The sequence below is a fragment of the Actinoplanes lutulentus genome (assembly GCF_003259845.1).
Taxonomy (GTDB): Bacteria; Actinomycetota; Actinomycetes; order Mycobacteriales; family Micromonosporaceae; genus Actinoplanes; species Actinoplanes lutulentus.
In genome coordinates, this window is the sequence record NZ_QLMJ01000006.1 from 113,472 (window position 1) to 130,341 (window position 16,870).

Annotated in this window: 9 protein-coding genes; 5 read left to right on the top strand and 4 right to left on the bottom strand. The window is 70.6% G+C overall.

Annotated features, from left to right (window positions below; all coding sequences use genetic code 11):
- The first annotated feature begins 81 nt into the window (after positions 1-81).
- Entirely contained in the window at positions 82-1,704 is a 1,623-nt protein-coding gene (groL, locus tag B0I29_RS15800; protein ID WP_111649750.1) for a chaperonin GroEL, read from the top strand.
- 55 nt (positions 1,705-1,759) lie between these two features.
- Here the strand turns inward: groL and B0I29_RS15805 are convergent, their stop codons facing one another.
- Both B0I29_RS15805 and B0I29_RS15810 read right to left on the bottom strand, forming a co-directional pair.
- On the bottom strand, positions 1,760-6,463 hold the full coding sequence (locus B0I29_RS15805; protein WP_111649751.1) for an Ig-like domain-containing protein: 4,704 nt from the start codon (positions 6,461-6,463) through the stop codon (positions 1,760-1,762).
- Positions 6,390-10,883 carry a beta strand repeat-containing protein gene (locus tag B0I29_RS15810; protein ID WP_146616800.1) on the bottom strand — a complete coding sequence of 1,498 codons (4,494 nt, stop codon included), beginning with the start codon at positions 10,881-10,883 and terminating at the stop codon, positions 6,390-6,392. The genes B0I29_RS15805 and B0I29_RS15810 overlap by 74 nt, the downstream gene beginning before the upstream one ends.
- Positions 10,884-11,013: 130 nt before the next feature.
- On the opposite strand from B0I29_RS15810, the gene B0I29_RS15815 reads away from it, so the two are divergent.
- Together B0I29_RS15815 and B0I29_RS15820 are read left to right on the top strand one after the other, a co-directional pair.
- Positions 11,014-12,813: a glycerol-3-phosphate dehydrogenase/oxidase gene (locus B0I29_RS15815; RefSeq protein WP_111649753.1), complete on the top strand. Its 1,800-nt coding sequence runs from the start codon at positions 11,014-11,016 to the stop codon at positions 12,811-12,813.
- Positions 12,810-13,097 (top strand): DUF4031 domain-containing protein, encoded by a 288-nt coding sequence (locus B0I29_RS15820; RefSeq protein WP_111649754.1) that lies wholly within the window; start codon positions 12,810-12,812, stop codon positions 13,095-13,097. The genes B0I29_RS15815 and B0I29_RS15820 overlap by 4 nt, the downstream gene beginning before the upstream one ends.
- On the opposite strand, the gene B0I29_RS15825 is transcribed toward B0I29_RS15820, so the two are convergent.
- Positions 13,069-13,707 (bottom strand): HD domain-containing protein, encoded by a 639-nt coding sequence (locus tag B0I29_RS15825; RefSeq protein ID WP_111649755.1) that lies wholly within the window; start codon positions 13,705-13,707, stop codon positions 13,069-13,071. The two genes, B0I29_RS15820 and B0I29_RS15825, sit on opposite strands and share 29 nt — an antisense overlap.
- Before the next feature lie 29 nt (positions 13,708-13,736).
- Between B0I29_RS15825 and B0I29_RS15830 the strand changes: the two genes are divergently transcribed.
- Together B0I29_RS15830 and B0I29_RS15835 are read left to right on the top strand one after the other, a co-directional pair.
- Positions 13,737-14,849, top strand: coding sequence for an FUSC family protein (locus B0I29_RS15830; RefSeq protein ID WP_111649756.1), 1,113 nt, complete (start codon positions 13,737-13,739; stop codon positions 14,847-14,849).
- A 45-nt stretch (positions 14,850-14,894) separates the two neighbouring features.
- The gene (locus B0I29_RS15835) at positions 14,895-16,490 is read left to right on the top strand and encodes a PrsW family intramembrane metalloprotease (protein ID WP_181557827.1); all 1,596 of its coding nucleotides are present in this window, start codon (positions 14,895-14,897) and stop codon (positions 16,488-16,490) included.
- Here B0I29_RS15835 and B0I29_RS15840 read toward each other — a convergent pair.
- A complete protein-coding gene (locus B0I29_RS15840; RefSeq protein WP_221402784.1) occupies positions 16,481-16,777 on the bottom strand; it encodes a GroES family chaperonin in 297 nt (98 codons plus the stop codon). The two genes, B0I29_RS15835 and B0I29_RS15840, sit on opposite strands and share 10 nt — an antisense overlap.
- Positions 16,778-16,870 lie beyond the last annotated feature (93 nt).

A 16,870-nucleotide genomic window follows, 5' to 3' on the forward strand; every position in this document is an offset into this window, starting at 1 on the left:
ACGTCCACAGACGTTCCTCAACGTGCGGAAAGCGGGGCCGACGAGGCCCGGCACCGCGGATGTCCGGGAGGACAACGCCGTATGGCCAAGATCATCGCATTCGACGAGGAGGCTCGTCGGGGCCTCGAGCGCGGCATGAACCAGCTTGCCGACGCCGTCAAGGTGACGCTCGGCCCGAAGGGCCGCAACGTCGTCCTCGAGAAGAAGTGGGGCGCCCCCACGATCACCAACGATGGTGTATCCATCGCCAAGGAGATCGAGCTCGAGGACACCTTCGAGAAGATCGGCGCCGAGCTGGTCAAGGAGGTCGCCAAGAAGACGGACGACGTCGCCGGTGACGGCACGACGACCGCGACCGTCCTGGCGCAGGCGCTGGTCCGTGAGGGCCTGCGTAACGTTGCCGCGGGCGCCAACCCGATGGCCCTGAAGCGTGGCATCGAGGCTGCTGTCGCCAGCGTCTCCGAGGGCCTGCAGCAGCTGGCCAAGGACGTGGAGACCAAGGAGCAGATCGCCTCCACCGCCTCCATCTCCGCCGGTGACTCCACGGTTGGCGAGATCATCGCCGAGGCCATGGACAAGGTCGGCAAGGAAGGCGTCATCACCGTCGAGGAGAGCAACACCTTCGGCCTCGAGCTTGAGCTCACCGAGGGCATGCGCTTCGACAAGGGCTACATCTCGGCCTACTTCATGACCGACGCGGAGCGTATGGAGGCCGTCTTCGACGACCCGTACATCCTCATCGCGAACAGCAAGATCTCCGCGGTCAAGGACCTGCTGCCCGTCCTCGAGAAGGTCATGCAGTCCGGCAAGCCGCTGGTCATCATCGCCGAGGACGTCGAGGGCGAGGCCCTGGCCACCCTGGTCGTCAACAAGGTCCGTGGCACCTTCAAGTCCGTCGCCGTGAAGGCCCCGGGCTTCGGTGACCGCCGCAAGGCCATGCTGGAGGACATCGCCATCCTCACCGGTGGCGCCGTCATCAGCGAAGAGGTCGGCCTCAAGCTGGACGCCGCTGACCTGACCCTGCTGGGCCAGGCCCGCAAGATCGTCATCACCAAGGACGAGACCACCGTCGTCGACGGTGCCGGCAACGGCGAGCAGATCCAGGGCCGGGTCAACCAGATCCGCGCTGAGATCGAGCGCTCGGACTCCGACTACGACCGTGAGAAGCTGCAGGAGCGCCTGGCCAAGCTGGCCGGCGGCGTTGCGGTCATCAAGGTCGGCGCGGCCACCGAGGTCGAGCTCAAGGAGCGCAAGCACCGCATCGAGGACGCCGTTCGCAACGCGAAGGCGGCCGTCGAGGAGGGCATCGTCCCCGGTGGTGGCGTGGCGCTGGTTCAGGCCGGCAAGAGCGCGTTCGACAAGCTGGACCTGTCCGGCGACGAGGCCACTGGTGCCAACATCGTCCGGGTCGCGCTCGACGCCCCGCTGCGTCAGATCGCCGTGAACGCCGGCCTTGAGGGTGGCGTCGTGGTGGAGAAGGTTCGCAACCTCGAGCCCGGCTGGGGCCTGAACGCTGCGAACGGCGAGTACGTGGACCTCCTGGCCGCGGGCATCATCGACCCGGCCAAGGTCACCCGTTCGGCGCTGCAGAACGCCGCGTCGATCGCCGCGCTGTTCCTCACCACCGAGGCCGTCGTGGCCGACAAGCCCGAGAAGAACCCGGCTCCGGCCGGCGCCCCGGGCGGCGGTGACATGGACTTCTAAGTCCAAGTCTTGGAAAGGGCGGTCCGCTTCGGCGGGCCGCCCTTTCTCGTTCGGGTCAGTTCTTGCGGGGGCGGCTCAGGAGGTGCAGGGCGGCGCCGGTCAGGACGGCGGCGGCACCAGCGCGGACCAGGGAGATGGTGGTGCTGCTGCCGGTCGTGGGCAGTTCCTGATTTATCGGATCTGTCGGCGAGGGGCGCGGCGGAGAGCTGGGCTCCGGCTGGTTCGGGCCTGGTGGAATGCTCGGCTGCGCCGGCTGGGTGGGGTGCGGGCTCGCTGAAACGCCCGGCGCCGGCGAGAGGCTGGGCGACGGCGAGAGACTGGGCCCTGGTGACGGGCTTGTGGAGGCTTCCAGGCCTACCACGATCACCACGGACGCCTGCGCCACGTTGCCGTTCGCGTCCACCACGGTGTAGGTGAACGTGTCGGTCCCGGTGAAGCCCGGATCCGGTGTGTACGTCACGCTGCCGTCCGCGTTCAGCACCACAGTGCCGTGCGCCGGTGTGCCGACCCCGGTCACCGTGATCGCCCGCCCTTGATGGTCAGTGCCGGGCAATGGGACACCGACCCGCTGCCCGGGTTTGGTGGCCGCCGCCCGGTCCGGCACCGCGGGTGGGCGGCCGTCGATGACGATCACCTCGACGGTGGCTGACGCTGTTCCGCCCGCGCCGTCGCTGATCTGGTAGGTGAAGGTGTCCAGGCCGGTCTGGTCACCTGTTGGGGCGTACCGGATCCGGCCGCCGGAGAGCGAAGCGGAACCGTGCCCCGGGAGCCCGGCCGCGTCGATGGTCAGGGTCTGGCCGGTGTTGACGTCGGTGTCGTTGGCGAGCACGTCGATCAGCACGGTGCGGCCGGTGAGCACGGAAGACGTGTCCGGGCGGGCCACCGGCGGGGCGTTCGCGACGATCGTGACGGTCACCAGGCCGGTGTCGGTACGCCCGAGATCATCGCTGACCACATAGCTGAACGTGTCCGGCCCGCTGTTACCGGCCGCCGAGGTGTAGGTGATCGTTCCGTCCGGGCGGAGCACGACAGCGCCCTTGCCCGCGGTGCCGGCCGAGGCGACGCGCAGCACCTGCCCGGTGTTCGGATCATGGTCGTTGGCCAGCACGTTCAGCACCGTGACGACCTGCGGCTGGACAGTGAAGGCGTCGTCCACCGCGATCGGCGCCGCATTGCGCACGGTGATGGTGATGATCGCCGAAGAGGCCGACCCGGCGGGATCCTCGATCGTGTAGCCGATCGCGTCGGTGCCGTAGAACCCGGCCGCCGGCGTGTAGGTGAGCGTGTCGTCCGCGTTGTGGACCAGCGTGCCGTGCGTGGCGGCGGTCGTACCGGCCAGGGTCAGGGCGTCGAGGTTCGGGTCGTCGTCGTTGGCGAGCGGGTCGATGATCACCGCGGTGTCGGTGTCCGTGGTGATCGAGTCGGCCCGGGCCACCGGCGGCGAGTTGACCACGCCGATCGTCACGGCGGCACCGGACGAGCCGATGCCGTCGCTGAGCGTGTATCCGAAGGAGTCGGACCCGCTGTACCCGGCGCCGGGCGTATAGGTGATCTTCCGGCCGGGGCCGACGGTCGCGGTGCCGTGCGCGGGCGGCGAGGTGACAGTGACGGTCAGCGGGTCGCCGTTCGGGTCGTCATCGTCGTTGGCCAGCACGTCGATGACGTACGCGATACCGGCCCGCACGGTCACCGCGTCGGGCCGGGCCACCGGCAGCGCGTTCACCACGGTCACCGTGACCCGGCCGGTGTCGGTGCCGCCGTGCCCGTCGTCGATCGTGTAGTCGAACTGGTCAGCCCCGGAGAACCGTGCGTCCGGGGTGTACCGGATGCTGCCGTCGGGCTGCAGCACCGTGGTCCCGTTCGAGGGGTTGGTCGCGCCGCTGACCCGCAGCGTGTCCGGCGGCAGGTTGGCATCGGTCGCCGAGCCCAGCACGTCGACGTCGAGGTACTGGCCGAACGGGATGTTGCTGAAGGCCAGGTCGGCGGCGACCGGCGCGGCGTTCAGCACGGTCACCGTGACGGTCGCGGTGGAGGTGAGCCCGCCGCCGTCCTTCATCGTGTACGGAAATGTCACGGTCCCGGAGAACCCGGCCGGCGGCTGGTACCGGACCTGCCCGGCGGAGATCGAGCCCGGCGCACCGACCGAGTCGAGGATCTTGACGTCGGCCACGTTGGGGTCGGTGTCGTTGTTCAGCACGTCGATCAGCACGACGGTCTGGAACGGCGTGGTGGCCGCGTCGCCGGCCGCGGTCGGAGCGGCGTTTTCGACGTCCACGTACACATGGCCGGTCGCCTGCCCGCCGTGGCTGTCCGCGATCGTGTAGGTGAAGTGGGCCCGGCCGCTGAACGAGACGTCCGGTGTGTAGGTGAGCTGCGGCCCGGTCTGCGTGACGACACCCGCGCCGGACTGCGGCTGGCCGAAACCAATCAGGCTCACCGAGTCGCCGAAGCCGCTGTTCGGGTCGGTGTCGTTGGCGAGGACCCCGATGGTCACCGCGGTGGCCGGTGGGGCGTTGCGGGCGTCGTCGAACGCCGTCGGCAGGGCGTTCGCCGTCGTCACCGTGACCGTTGCGGTGCCCGTGCCGCCGTGGCCGTCGTCCACCTCGTAGGTGAACGTGTCCGCGCCGGTCCAGCCGAGGACCGGGGTGTAGGTGATCGTGCCGTCCGCCTCGACGACCGCGGCACCGTGTGGCGGCATCGCGGTGATCGACACCAGCAGCGGCTGTGCCGAGGTGTCGTTGCCGGTCACGTCGATCGAGACAGGGGTGCCGTTCGTGGTGGTGGCGGTGTCGGCGACCGCGGTCGGCGGGGTGTTGACGGCGAGCGGGGCGGTGGCGGTGTTGTTGCCGCTCACGGTGTCCCGGCCGGTGCCGGCGGCGGCCAGCGTGGCGACCGCGGTGGACGCGGCGGAGGCGTCGGCCACCGCGGGGATGCTGACGCTCGCCTGATGACCGGCGAGCAGTGGCCCGAGAGCGCAGGTGACGACCTGACCCGCGGCCACGCATCCGGCGGGCAGGGCGCCGGCGGTCAGCCCGGCGGGCAGGGTGAGCTCGGCCCGGGCGGCGGGTTCCGGGTCCGGGCCGAGGTTGCGGACGATCCCGGTCCAGGTCACCCCGGCCGGCAGGGCGGCACGCTGGAGGTAGGTGGGCACGACGGTCAGCGTCGCCGTGAGATCGCTGTCCGGCTGGAGAACCGTGCTGGCGGCGGTGCTGCCGACCGAGGCCACGGCCACGCTCGTGGTACGCCCGGTGTAGCTGACGTTCACCATGTTGGCGATGGCGTACCCGGCCGGGGTGTTCAGGTCGGTCTTGACCCGGAAGGTGACGTACGTGCTGCCCAGGTACGGGATGTTGCCCAGCCGGAACACCGCGGTGCCACCGCCGGCCTCAGCACCGTCGGCGTCGGCCGCGTCGGTGACCGCCGAGCCCTGTATTCGCAGCGTACCGGGCACGTACGTGGTGAAGACCGGCATCGCGTCGGCGAGCGTGACACCGTCGGCGATGTCGTTGCCGTCGTTGCGTACCGCGATCCGGTACTCGATCTCGTCGCCGGGCACCAGCGGGCCGCCGTTCACGTCGGTCGCGGTCATGGTGGTGACGATCTTGGGCGCGTACAGGTCGATGGCGATGGTGATGACGCCCGGGTAATAGGTCTCGCCGGCCGTGGTCATCGTGAGGGTCGCGCTGGTCGCGGCGTTGCCGAGCACCCCGGAGGCGTCGAGGCGGTCGATGTCGACACCGAGCAGGTTCCGGTAGTTCGGGCTGCGGCCGCCGACGATCGCCCCGGCCTGGCTGACCGTGCTGTTGAAGACGTTGTTCGCCGGGTTCGCCCCGTCGCTCAGCGACTGGCCGTTCAGTTGCAGGCCGTCGCCGCTCTTTCCCAGATCCCCTTCGTACGCGACCGCGCCCACCTCGGCACGCACGGTTCCGCTGTGCGGCGTCTCGAAACCGGTCACCGGAATCGACACACTGCCCGAGGTGATCGAGCCGAACCCGTCGTAGACCCGCAGGCTGCGCAGCGCTTCGGCGGGGTTCGAGTACGCGATCGCGAGCGTCCACCCGGCGTACCGATCGGTGCCCCGGCCGGACTGGATGTCGGCTACCCCGTACACGCCGTTGCCGACGCCGGCGACCAGCGCGGTCACGTCGGCGAAACCCTGGTAAGCCCCGTTGGCGCTGATCGTGTAGAGGCTGGACGCGGTGATCGGGTTCCAGGCCGGCCCGGCCGGGGTCCGGAATCGCACCCTGTTCTTGTTCGCCGGAGTGGGCGCCGCCGCGCCGAGCAGCGCGCCCACCGAGCTGCCGGCACTCGGGTCGGCGCCCCAGTACAGGCCGGCGAAGAGCACGGTGCTCCCGGCGGGCATGTCGATCGTCGCGGTGCTGTCGTTGAAGGTCGCCGGGTCACCGTCCGCATCCGTGAAGATCATCGGATAGCCGTTGTCGTTCAGCTCCTCGGTGGCGGCCGACCCGATGCCGTTCCGCGCGTCCGCGCAGGTCGGCGTGAGCAGGTGGATCGGGCAGGTCAGGTTCGCGTTGCCGCGCAGCAGGATCGCGCCGTTCGCGTTCACGTCGAACCGGGTGGTGAACGGCGTCGTGATGGCGGCCGCGACCCGGGCCGGCGGCAGGATCGTCAGCATCAGGGCCAGGACGAGGAGCAGGACTCCGGCGCTCTTCGCCGGGTACCCGTCACGCACGGTGGCGACCGGGTCGGTGCCGGCCCGGCGGGAGCGTGCCGTGCACCCCGGCCGTGTACAGGACACCGCCGATCAGCAGGATCACCACACCCGTGTTGATCATCGTGGAGACGTTCGCGCCGGTCGTGGCCAGGTCGTCTGCGGAGGCGACGCGGACCGTCACGGTCGCGGTGGCGGTACCGCCGTGACCGTCGCTGATCGTGTACGTGAACGTGTCGAGCCCGGACGTCCGTTCGTCGTCCGGCGCGTACGTGATGCCGCCGTCCGCGGTGACCACTGCCGTTCCGTGCTCGGGCCGGCCGACCGAGACGACGGTCAAGAAGTCGTCGTCGGGATCGGTGTCGTCGGAGGTCGGCCGGACCACGATCGACTTGCCGCTGACCACGGAGTAACGGTCATCCGTCGCCACCGGCGGGCGGTTGGCGCCGGCCACCCGCACGGTGATGGTCCCGCTGACCAGCTCACCCTTGGCGTTCACCGCGGAATAGGTGAACGTGTCCTTTCCCCGGAAACCGGGTGCCGGTGTGTAGGTGACGGTGCCGTTGCTGTTCAGGCGGACGGTGCCGTGCTCAGGCGTACCCAGGGAATTGATTTTGATCTTGTTGCCGCTCTTGTCGGTTCTGGGCATGGTGATCGAGAGCGGGGTGCCGGGCTTCGCGACGACGGACTTGTCGGGTGCGGCGGATGTGGCGGAGGGTGACGGCGAGGGCTGAGTGACAGCGCCGATCACCACAGTCACGGTCGCCGTGTCGGTAGCGCCATGGTCGTCGGCGATCACGTAGGTGAAGGTGTCGGTGCCGGTCGCGCCCGATTTCGGGGTGTAGACGACCTTGCCGCCGACCAGCTTCACGGTGCCTTTCGACGCGGTGCCGACCGAGGTGACCTTGAGGACCTGGCCGGTGTTCGGGTCGACGTCGTTGCTCAGCACCGCGAGCGTGGCCGCCTTGCCGGGCTGAACGGTGAATCGGTCGTCGACAGCGATCGGCGGGGCGTTGTGCACGGTCACGGTGACCGTCGTGGTGTCGGTGAGACCGTCCGGATCGGTGACCGTGTAGGTGAACGTGTCGATGCCGAGGAACCCGGACGCCGGGGTGTAGGTGAGCGTGCCGTCCGCGTTGATCGCAACCGTGCCGTGCGCCGGGGTGGTCGTCGCGGTGACGCTGAGGGTGTCGCCGTTCGCGTCGGTGTCGTTGTCCAGCACCCGGATCAGCACGGGCGTCGCCGAGTCGGTGGCGATCGAGTCCGGCCGGGCCACCGGGGCCACGTCCAGGACGGTGACGGCGACGGTCGCCCCCGCGGTGCCGCCCTGCCCGTCACTGACCGTGTAGTGGAACGTGTCCGGCCCGTGATAGCCGGCCGCCGGCGTGTAGACCACCTTGCCCGCCGTGACCGCGACGGTGCCGTGCGAGGGCTGGACGTCGACGGTGATCGTGAGCGGGTCGCCGTTCGGGTCGGAGTCGTTGGCGAGCACGTCGATCGGCGTGGGCGCGCCGGACGCGACGCTCACCGCGTCGGCCCGGGCGATGGGTACGCCGTTCGCCACCACCACCGTGACCGAGGCGGTAGCCGTGCCGCCGCGGGAGTCGGTGAGCGTGTAGTCGAAGCGGTCGCTTCCGGAGAACCCGGCGTTCGGGGTGTAGGTGACCGTGCCGTTCGCGTTGCGGACCACCACACCGTTGGCGGGCGCGCTGGTGCCCAGCACCGTGCGCGTGTCGCCGTTCGGGTCGCTCGATCCGGCCACCAGGTCCACGGTCACCGCGCTGCCGTACGGGGTGGTCACCGACTTGGCGGCGGCGGTCGGTGGCGCGTTGGCGACGGTCACCACGACCTGGGCGTTCGCCGTGCCGCCGTTGCCGTCCGAGATGGTGTACGTGAACGTGGCGTTCCCGGAGAACCCGGCCGGCGCGGTGTAGCTGATCATCCCGCCGGAGATGGTCGCGCTGCCGTGGTCGGGCGTGCTCACGCCGGTGATGCTGAGCGCGTCGCCGTCCGGGTCGCTGTCGTTGGCGAGCACGTCCACGGCGACGGTGCCGAGGTAGCCCACGGTGTCCGCGTCGTCGGCCGCGACCGGGGTGGTGTTGCCGACGTCCACGCGTACGGTCGCCGTCGCGGTGCCGCCGTTACCGTCCGAGATCGTGTACGTGAAGGTCGCCGGGCCGTGGAACGCCGGGCTCGGCGGGGTGTAGACGACCTGGTTGCCGCTGATCGCCACGGATCCGGCGCCGCCAGGTGGCTGGGTCACCGCGGTGACCGTCCGGGTGTCGCCGTTCGGGTCGGTGTCGTTGGCGACCACGTCGATGGTGACCGCCACGCCGGCCGGGGTGCCGATCTGGTCGTCGAAGGCCACCGGCACGCCGTTCCCGGTGGTCACCGTGACGGTCGCGGTGCCGGTGCCGCCCTGCGGGTCGGTCAGCGTGTAGGTGAACGTGTCCACGCCGCGCCAGGCCGGATTCGGGGTGTACGTGACCGTCTGGTTGGCGTTCACGACAGTGGAGCCGTGGCTCGGCGCGCCGGTCACCGACACGGTCAGCGTGTTCGTCGCGTCGTCGGGGTCGGTGTCGTTCGCGCGTACTCCGATGGTGATGGCCGTGGCGTTGCCGGTGCTCGCGCTCTCCGGCTGGGGCTGCGGCGCGGCGTTGACCCGCAGGTTCACGGTCGCGGTGTTGTTCGCCGCGTTCGCGTCCGAGCCGACACCGGAGACGGTCACGCTCGCGGTCGCCGTGGTGGCCGCGCTGTTGTCCACCACGGCCGGTACGACGACCGTGCCCCGGGTGCCGCCGGCCAGCGCGGCGAACGTGCAGGTGACGGTCTGGCCGGAGGCCGAGCAGCCGGCCGGCTGGGTGACGCCCGGGGTGACGCCGGTGGGGAGGGTCAGCACGGCCCGGGGCTCGGGTTCGAGGTGTGGCCCGTCGTTGTCGACAGTGATCGTGTAGTCGACCGGGTTCGAGGCGACGGCCCGCTGCACGACGGCCGGGGCCACGGTCAGCCCGGCCCGCCGATCCGTGTCGGGCTGGTGCACGGTCAGGGTGTTCTGATCGCCGATCCCGGAGATCGTCATCGAGCTGGTGGTTCCCCGGAACGTGGTGTTCGGGACGTTCACGATGCTCGAACCGGCGGCCGTGCCGGTGTTCACGGTGACCCGGAAGGTGACGTACTTGGTGTCGTTGAACGCCAGCGTGCCGAGGTCGAACGTGGCCTTGCTCGGCGTGTAGTTCCCGGTGTCGCTGATCGGGGTGCCGCCGATGGTGAGCGAGTTCGGCACGTACGTGGTGCCGGTCGGGATCGCGTCGATCAGGGTGGACAGGCTCGCGGTGTCGCTGCCGTCGTTGCGGACCGCGATCCGGTACTCGATGACGTCGCCGGGCAGCACGTCGCCGCCGTTCAGATCGGTCGGCGTGGTCGTGGTGACCAGCTTCGGCGCGAACAGGTCGGTGGTGAAGGTGACCACGCCGGGGTAATACGTCTCGCCGCTGGTGGTCAGCGTGAGCGAGGCCGAGGTGGCGTCGTTGGCCAGCTTGTTGTTCGCGTCGAACTGGTCGATGTCGACGCCCATCAGGTTCGACCAGGCCGGCGTGCGGCTGCCGACCGCCGAACCGCCCTCGCTGACCGTGCTGTTGAAGAAGTTGTTCGAGAAGTTCAGCGCGTCGCTCATCGGCGCCGCGTTGAGCTGCAGCGTGTCGCCGATCTTGCCGAGGTCACCCTCGTAGACGACGGTGCCGATGTCGGCGTCGACAGTGCCGGTGTGCGGGGTCTGGAAACCGCTGATGCCGATGGTCAGCGAGTTCGAACTGCTGCTGACCACGCCGAACCCGTCGAAGATCCGCAGACTGTGCATGGCCTGGGCGTCGTCGTGGTACGCGATCGCCAGGGCCCATCCGGCGTACCGGTCCTTGCCGGTGCCGGCCTGGATGTTGGCGACCTGGTACACGCCGTTACCGGCACCGGACACCAGCGCGGTGACGTCGGCGAACCCCTGGTACGCCGTGAGCGACCCGCTGTTGAAGATCCGATCCGCGGTCACCGTGTTCCACGCGGCGCCGGCCGGGGTGGCGAGCAGCACCTTGTTCTTGTCCGCCGGGGTGGTGGCCGCCGCGCCGTTGGTCCCGGCGGTCGTGTCGGCGCTCCAGTAGAGGCCGGCGTACAGAACCGTGCCACCGGCCGGCAGGGTGACCGTCGCGGCGCTGTGGTTGAACGTGAGCGGGTCGCTGTCGGTGTTGATCTGCTCCATGTCGTACCCGTTGTTGTTCAGCGACTCGCCGAACGCGGCAGTGGCCGTCCCGCCCTGGCCCGCCGGGCAGCCGTTGGCCGCGGCCGGGCAGCGCAGGTTCGTGTTGCCGCGCAGCATGATCGCGCCGTTGGCGTTAACCCCGAACCGCTGGGTGAACGGGTCGGTGATGGCAGCGCCGGCCTCACGGGTCGTGACGGCGATCCCGGTCAGCACGAGCAGGGCGATGGCGGTCATAAAAGCCGCCAAACGGTACGACATGGTCGCAGGTTATGAATTCGAAGGTGCAGGGGGAGGAAGTCAAAGGTGCAGAACGGGTGCAACGACGGTGCTTCTCGGTGGCAAACATTCGTCCACCGGGGTGACACCGCGGCGAGCTAACGTGGGACACGTGCGTGATCCCTCGGAATCCCGGTACTCGGCAGGACGTCTTTCTCCGATCCGGCGGACGGCTGACCTGCGCCGCCTCCGTGACGAGCAGTTCGACGTCCTGGTCATCGGCGGCGGCGTCACCGGCGCCGGGGCCGCGGTGGACGCCGCCTCCCGGGGGCTCAAGGTCGCCCTGGTCGAGGCCCGTGACTTCGCGGCCGGCACGTCCAGCCGGTCCAGCAAGCTGATCCACGGCGGCCTGCGTTACCTGGAGCAGCTGGAGCTGCACCTGGTGCACGAGGCGCTGACCGAGCGCGGCCTGCTCGCCACCCGCCTCGCGCCGCACCTGGTGCGCCCGGTGCCGATCCTGGTGCCGCTGCCGGAGGCGAATTACGCCCAGCGCACCTGGCAGCGGGCTTACTACGGTCTCGGCGTGGCGGCGTACGACGTCTTCGCCGGTGCCTTCGGCTCCGGGCGGGGCATGCCGCTGCACCGGCACCTGACCCGCGACGGCGCCCGGCACATGTTCCCGAGCCTGCGCGCCGACAAGATCGCCGGCGCGATCCGGTACTTCGACGGCCAGGTCGACGACGCCCGTCTGGTGGTCAACCTGGCCCGGACCGCGGCGAGCCTCGGCGCGGCAATGGTCACCAGCGCCCGGGTCACCGGTTTCGTGCGCGAGGCACGCCAGGTGGTCGGCGTCCGGGTGCGCGACCTGGAGGCGCCCGACTCGGAGGAGTTCGAGGTCCGCGCCAAGACGGTGGTCGCCGCGACCGGCGTCTGGAGCGACGACATGTCGCAGATGCTGCGCGACGTGGGCCTGCGTCCCGGCCTGCGGGTCCGCGCGTCGAAAGGCGTGCACCTCGTGGTGCCCCGCTCAGCGATCACCGGTGAGGCCGGGCTGATCCTGCGGACCGCCACCAGCGTGCTCTTCGTCATCCCGTGGGGCGGCCACTGGATCATCGGGACCACCGACACCGACTGGCAGCTCGACCGATCGCACCCGGCCGCCTCGGCCCGCGACATCCGATACCTGCTCGACCAGGTCAACACGGTGCTGGACCGGCCGCTCACCACCGACGACATCGAGGGCGTCTACGCCGGGCTGCGCCCGCTGCTCTCCGGCGAGGCCGACTCGACGTCGAAACTGTCCCGTGAGCACGCCGTGGTCGAGCCGATGCTCGGGCTGCTCCTGGTGGCCGGCGGAAAGTACACGACGTACCGGGTGATGGCCGCCGACGTCATCGACCACGCGGTCCGCCGCCTCGGTGGCCCGGCGCAGCCGTCCCGCACCGACCAGCTTCCGCTGCTGGGCGCGGACGGTTACGCCGCCGCGTGGCGCGACCGGCAGGACATGGCCCGCCGGCACGGTGTCACCGCCGGGGTGGTCGAGCACCTCCTGGAGCGATACGGCACGCTCACCGTCCACCTGCTCGCGATGATGGCCGCCGATCCGGACCTGGCGGCGCCACTCGCCGGAGCACCGGAATACCTCGCGGCCGAGGTGGCGTACGCGGCACTGGCCGAGGGTGCCCTCCACCTGGACGACGTGCTGACCCGGCGTACCCGGATCTCGATCGAGACGACGCACCGCGGCACCGAGTCCGCCGAGCACACCGCGCAGATCATGGGCGACGCGCTGGGCTGGGACGCCACCGTGCGGCAGAAGGAGATCGAGCACTACCTGGCCCGGGTGACCGCCGAGCGGCAGTCGCAGACCATGCCGGACGACGCGACGGCCGACGCGGCCCGGATCGGGGTGCCGGACGTGCGCGGCCTGGCCGCCGACCGCCGGGTGGAACTGCTTGAGATCGATCTTTGATCCTCGTCGACGAACCGCTCTGGCCGGGTCGCGGCTGCCTCTGGTCGCACCTGGTCAGCGACGTGTCCTTCGACGAGCTGCACGCGTTCGCGGAGATGCTCGGCTCGCCTCGGCGTGCCTTCGACCGGGACCATTACGACATCCCGGAGTACCGATTCCACAGTGCGATCTGGCTCGGCGCGACACTGATGCCGTCCCGGGTCCTGGCGGCCCGGCTCCGGGCGGCCGGATTACGCCGCCCGAAGCATCTGGCCGCTAAGCGAGGTCTTCCAGCTCGGCCTTGAGGTTGGCCTGGGCGCGGTCCTCCCACTCGGCGCGGATCTCCGCGTGCCGGTAGATCGACGGCAGCTCCAGCAGCGCGGTCAGCACCTGGGTCCGGCCGGCCCGGAAGGCGTCGTCCGGCACGTGCGCGTACTCGCGGCGGATCGCGCTGGTGTACGCGACGTACCGCTCGTCGTCGCTGGCGAGGATCGCCAGGTCGGCGTCGCAGAGCAGCTCGCCGTCCGGGTCGCTCTCCTCGGTGGCGTGGCCGGCGGTCAGCCCGACCAGGCGGGCCACGTCGGTGGACACCTCTTCCGGCACGCCCAGGCTGAGCAGCAGGCCTTCGGCGAACTCGGCGCTGTCCCGCTCGTTGGCGTCGCCCAGCGCCCGCGGGTCGTAGACGGCGTCGTGCAGCCAGGCGGCCAGGCGTACCCGGTCCGGGTCCGGCGCGAGGCCGGCGAATCGGTCCACCACGTCCAGAACGGACGCGAGATGGGTCACGTCGTGATAGTGGCGCTGCGGTTCACTCCAGCGGCCGAGCAGGTAGTTCGCGGCGGCGTCCAGGTCGGCGTCGGGCGCGGTGGCGCCGGCGCCCCGCGCCGCCGCCCGGAAACGATCGGGCAAAGATGTCACCAAAGCATCCTGGCACGTAGGTTGGGTGCATGATCGCCGCTCTGGCCCGCGGACGTGCGGGCTTGATGCTCGCGTCGCAATCGGGTCTCGCGGCCGGGCTCGCCTGGTTCGTCGCGCACGACCTTCTCGGACGGCCGACGCCGTTCTTCGCCCCGATCGCCGCGGTGATCACGCTGGGATCCTCGGTGGGCCAGCGGGTGCGGCGTACCGCTGAGCTGGTGCTCGGTGTCGCGGTCGGCATCGGACTCGGCGACGGGATCATCCTGCTGATCGGAACCGGACCGGCGCAGATCGGCCTGATCGTGCTCCTCGCCGTGCTGATCGCCACAGCGGTGGGCGGCGGCACGCCTCTGATCGTCCAATCGGCCTCCTCAGCCGTGCTGGTGGCCACCCTCACCACGAGTAGCGGTCAGCCGTGGACACGCTTCCTGGACGCTCTCGTGGGCGGCGGAATCGGTCTTGCGGTGATGAGCCTGCTGCTGCCGCTGAACCCGCTCACGGTGGTGTCGCGCGCCGCGGATCCGGCGCTGCGCGCCTTCACCGGCGGCCTGCACGACGCGGCGCGCGGGCTCGCCGCCCGCGACCCCGACATGATCCAGGCAGCGCTGGAACGGTTACGCGCGGCGGAGGGGACCTTCACCGCCTTTCGTACGGCAATCGACGCCGCCCGGGAGAACGTCGCGTTCGCACCGGCGAGGTGGCGAGCGCGAGGTGCCCTGGCGCAATACGTCGAGGGCGCCACCCAGCTCACCCACTCGCTCCGCAACGTCCGGGTGATGATCCGCCGGGCGCAGACCGCGCTGAACGACGACGAGCCGGTCCCGGACGTGCTGCCGTCCTCGATCCAGCACCTCGGCGACGCCGTGGAGCTGCTCCGGCAGGAGTGGGACCGGGGCGTCGAGCCGCTGGCCACCAGGGAACGGGCACTGCGGGCGGTGGCCGAGTCGGGGCGCGCGTACCAGGAGGGTGTCGGGTACTCGGGCGGCGTCGTGGTGGCGCAGGTGCGTACCGCGGTGGCCGACCTGCTGCGGGCCACCGGCATCGAGTACGCGGAGGCGACCCGGCAGGTCCGTGACGCGGTGGGCTGGCACGGCCGGCCGCACGGGGCCCGCCAACGCTCACGCCGGCCCAAGCAGTCCTGAAGACGGGGCGCGCCGTACGCGACCGCGGTGACTACGCTGGCGTTCATGGCCGACGTCTCGCCGCCGGGGTCGTCCGACCCGGGTGCCCACCCGCAGGCAGTCACCTCAGTCACACCCGATGAGGAGAACGCCGTCTCCGAGGACCCGATCCCGGCATATCCGGAGACGACTCCGGAGACGACCGATGCGATGGCGAGCGCGCCCATCCCCGGCCGCCGGATGGGCTGGCGGCGCTGGCTGCCGGTCTCCGCGGTGATCGCCCTGATCGCGTCGGCCGCCATCGGCATGCTGGTCTTCCTCGGTTACTCGATCGGCGTCACTGGCCTGGCCATCGGCCTGACCGCGGCGATCCTGCCGGTCCCGCTGCTGGCCAGCGCGTTCGCCTGGCTGGATCGGTACGAACCGGAGCCGGTCAAGTACCTGGCCTTCTGTTTCGCCTGGGGTGCCGCCGTGGCGACCGCGGTGGCGCTGGTCGTCAACACCGGCGCGGCCTGGCTCTTCGACAAGATCGGCCTGCCGGACGCGCTGGTGGCGGTGCTGGTCGCGCCGTTCATCGAGGAGTCGATGAAATTCCTCGGCCCGCTGCTGCTCTTCTGGCGGCGTCGCGCCGAGTGGTCCGGCATCACCGACGGCATCGTCTACTGCGGGCTCTCCGCACTCGGTTTCGCCATGGTGGAGAACGTGCTCTACCTGGGCGGACACGGTTACGCGGCGGGCGCTGACGAGTACGGCCCGGCGACCGGCCTGCAGAACGTCTTCCTCATCTTCATCGTCCGGATCCTGTTCACCGGCTTCGCGCATCCGCTCTTCACCTCGATGGCCGGCATCGGCCTGGGCATCGCGGCGCGGTCCGCCGACCGGTCGATCCGCTGGCTCGCCCCGATCGCTGGCCTGCTCGCCGCGATGATCCTGCACGGCCTCTTCAACCTGCTGCCGACGCTCTCCGCGGCCACCGGCGAGTCACTGATCATGCTGTACGGGTACCTCGGCTTCATGGTGCCGTTCTTCTTCGCGGTCGTCGGGTTCGCCATCGCGCTGCGCAGCTGGGAGGGCCGGCTCACCGAGCGGATCCTGCCGCGGTACGTGGCGACCGGCTGGTTCGCGCCGCCGGAGGTGGCCTCGCTCGCCAGCCTCGGCCGCCGGCACTCCGCCCGGCAGTGGGCCAAGCGGGTCGCCGGTCCGGCCGGGCACAAGGCGATGCGCAGCTTCCAGTTCGCAGCCACCCGGCTGGCGTTGCTGCGCGACGGCATGGAGCGTGGCCTGGCCCGCGAGCCACGCGACGCCGAGCGCGATGCCATCGAGGAACGCGAGTTGCTCGCCGCGATCACCGGTTACCGGTCGGTCTTCGCCGGCCGTGACCCGCAGACGCCGCCGGCCTGGTGGGACGGCAACCATTACCGGATCACGTTCCCCGACGGGGTGGTGCGGGCGGTTGCTCCTCCGGCCGAACCGGTCATGCCGGTGCCGGTTCGTCTCGCTGTTCCTAGTTATCCACCGCCGGGCTTTCACGCGTACCCCATGGGTGGTGGCCCGATGAGCCCGCCGCCGTTCCCGCAGCAACCGAGCGCGCCGCCGTTCCCGCAGCAGCCGACCTGGCAGCAGCCGCAGCCGCCGCAAGGCGGCGGCTGGCCTCAGAGATAGAGGCCGGTGCCGTCCGACTCGACCCGGGTGGCGGCGACCGCGTGCACGTCGCGCTCGCGCAGCAGCACGTAACCCTTGCCGTGCAGCTCCACCTCGGAGCGGTCGTCGGGGTCGAAGAGGACCCGGTCGCCGACGACGATCGATCGGACGTTCGGGCCGACGCCGACGGCGGTCGCCCAGGACAGCCGGCGTCCCATCGACGCGGTCGCCGGGATCACGATGCCCGCTGTGGAACGGCGTTCGCCCTCGCTGCCGTCCTGGCGGACCAGGACCCGGTCGTGCAGCATCCGGATCGGCAATCCGGCCTCGGTGTGGGTATCGGAGCTCACATCCGCAGACGGTACGCCCGTGACCAACAGCTCTTCACCGCTGGGCGGGCA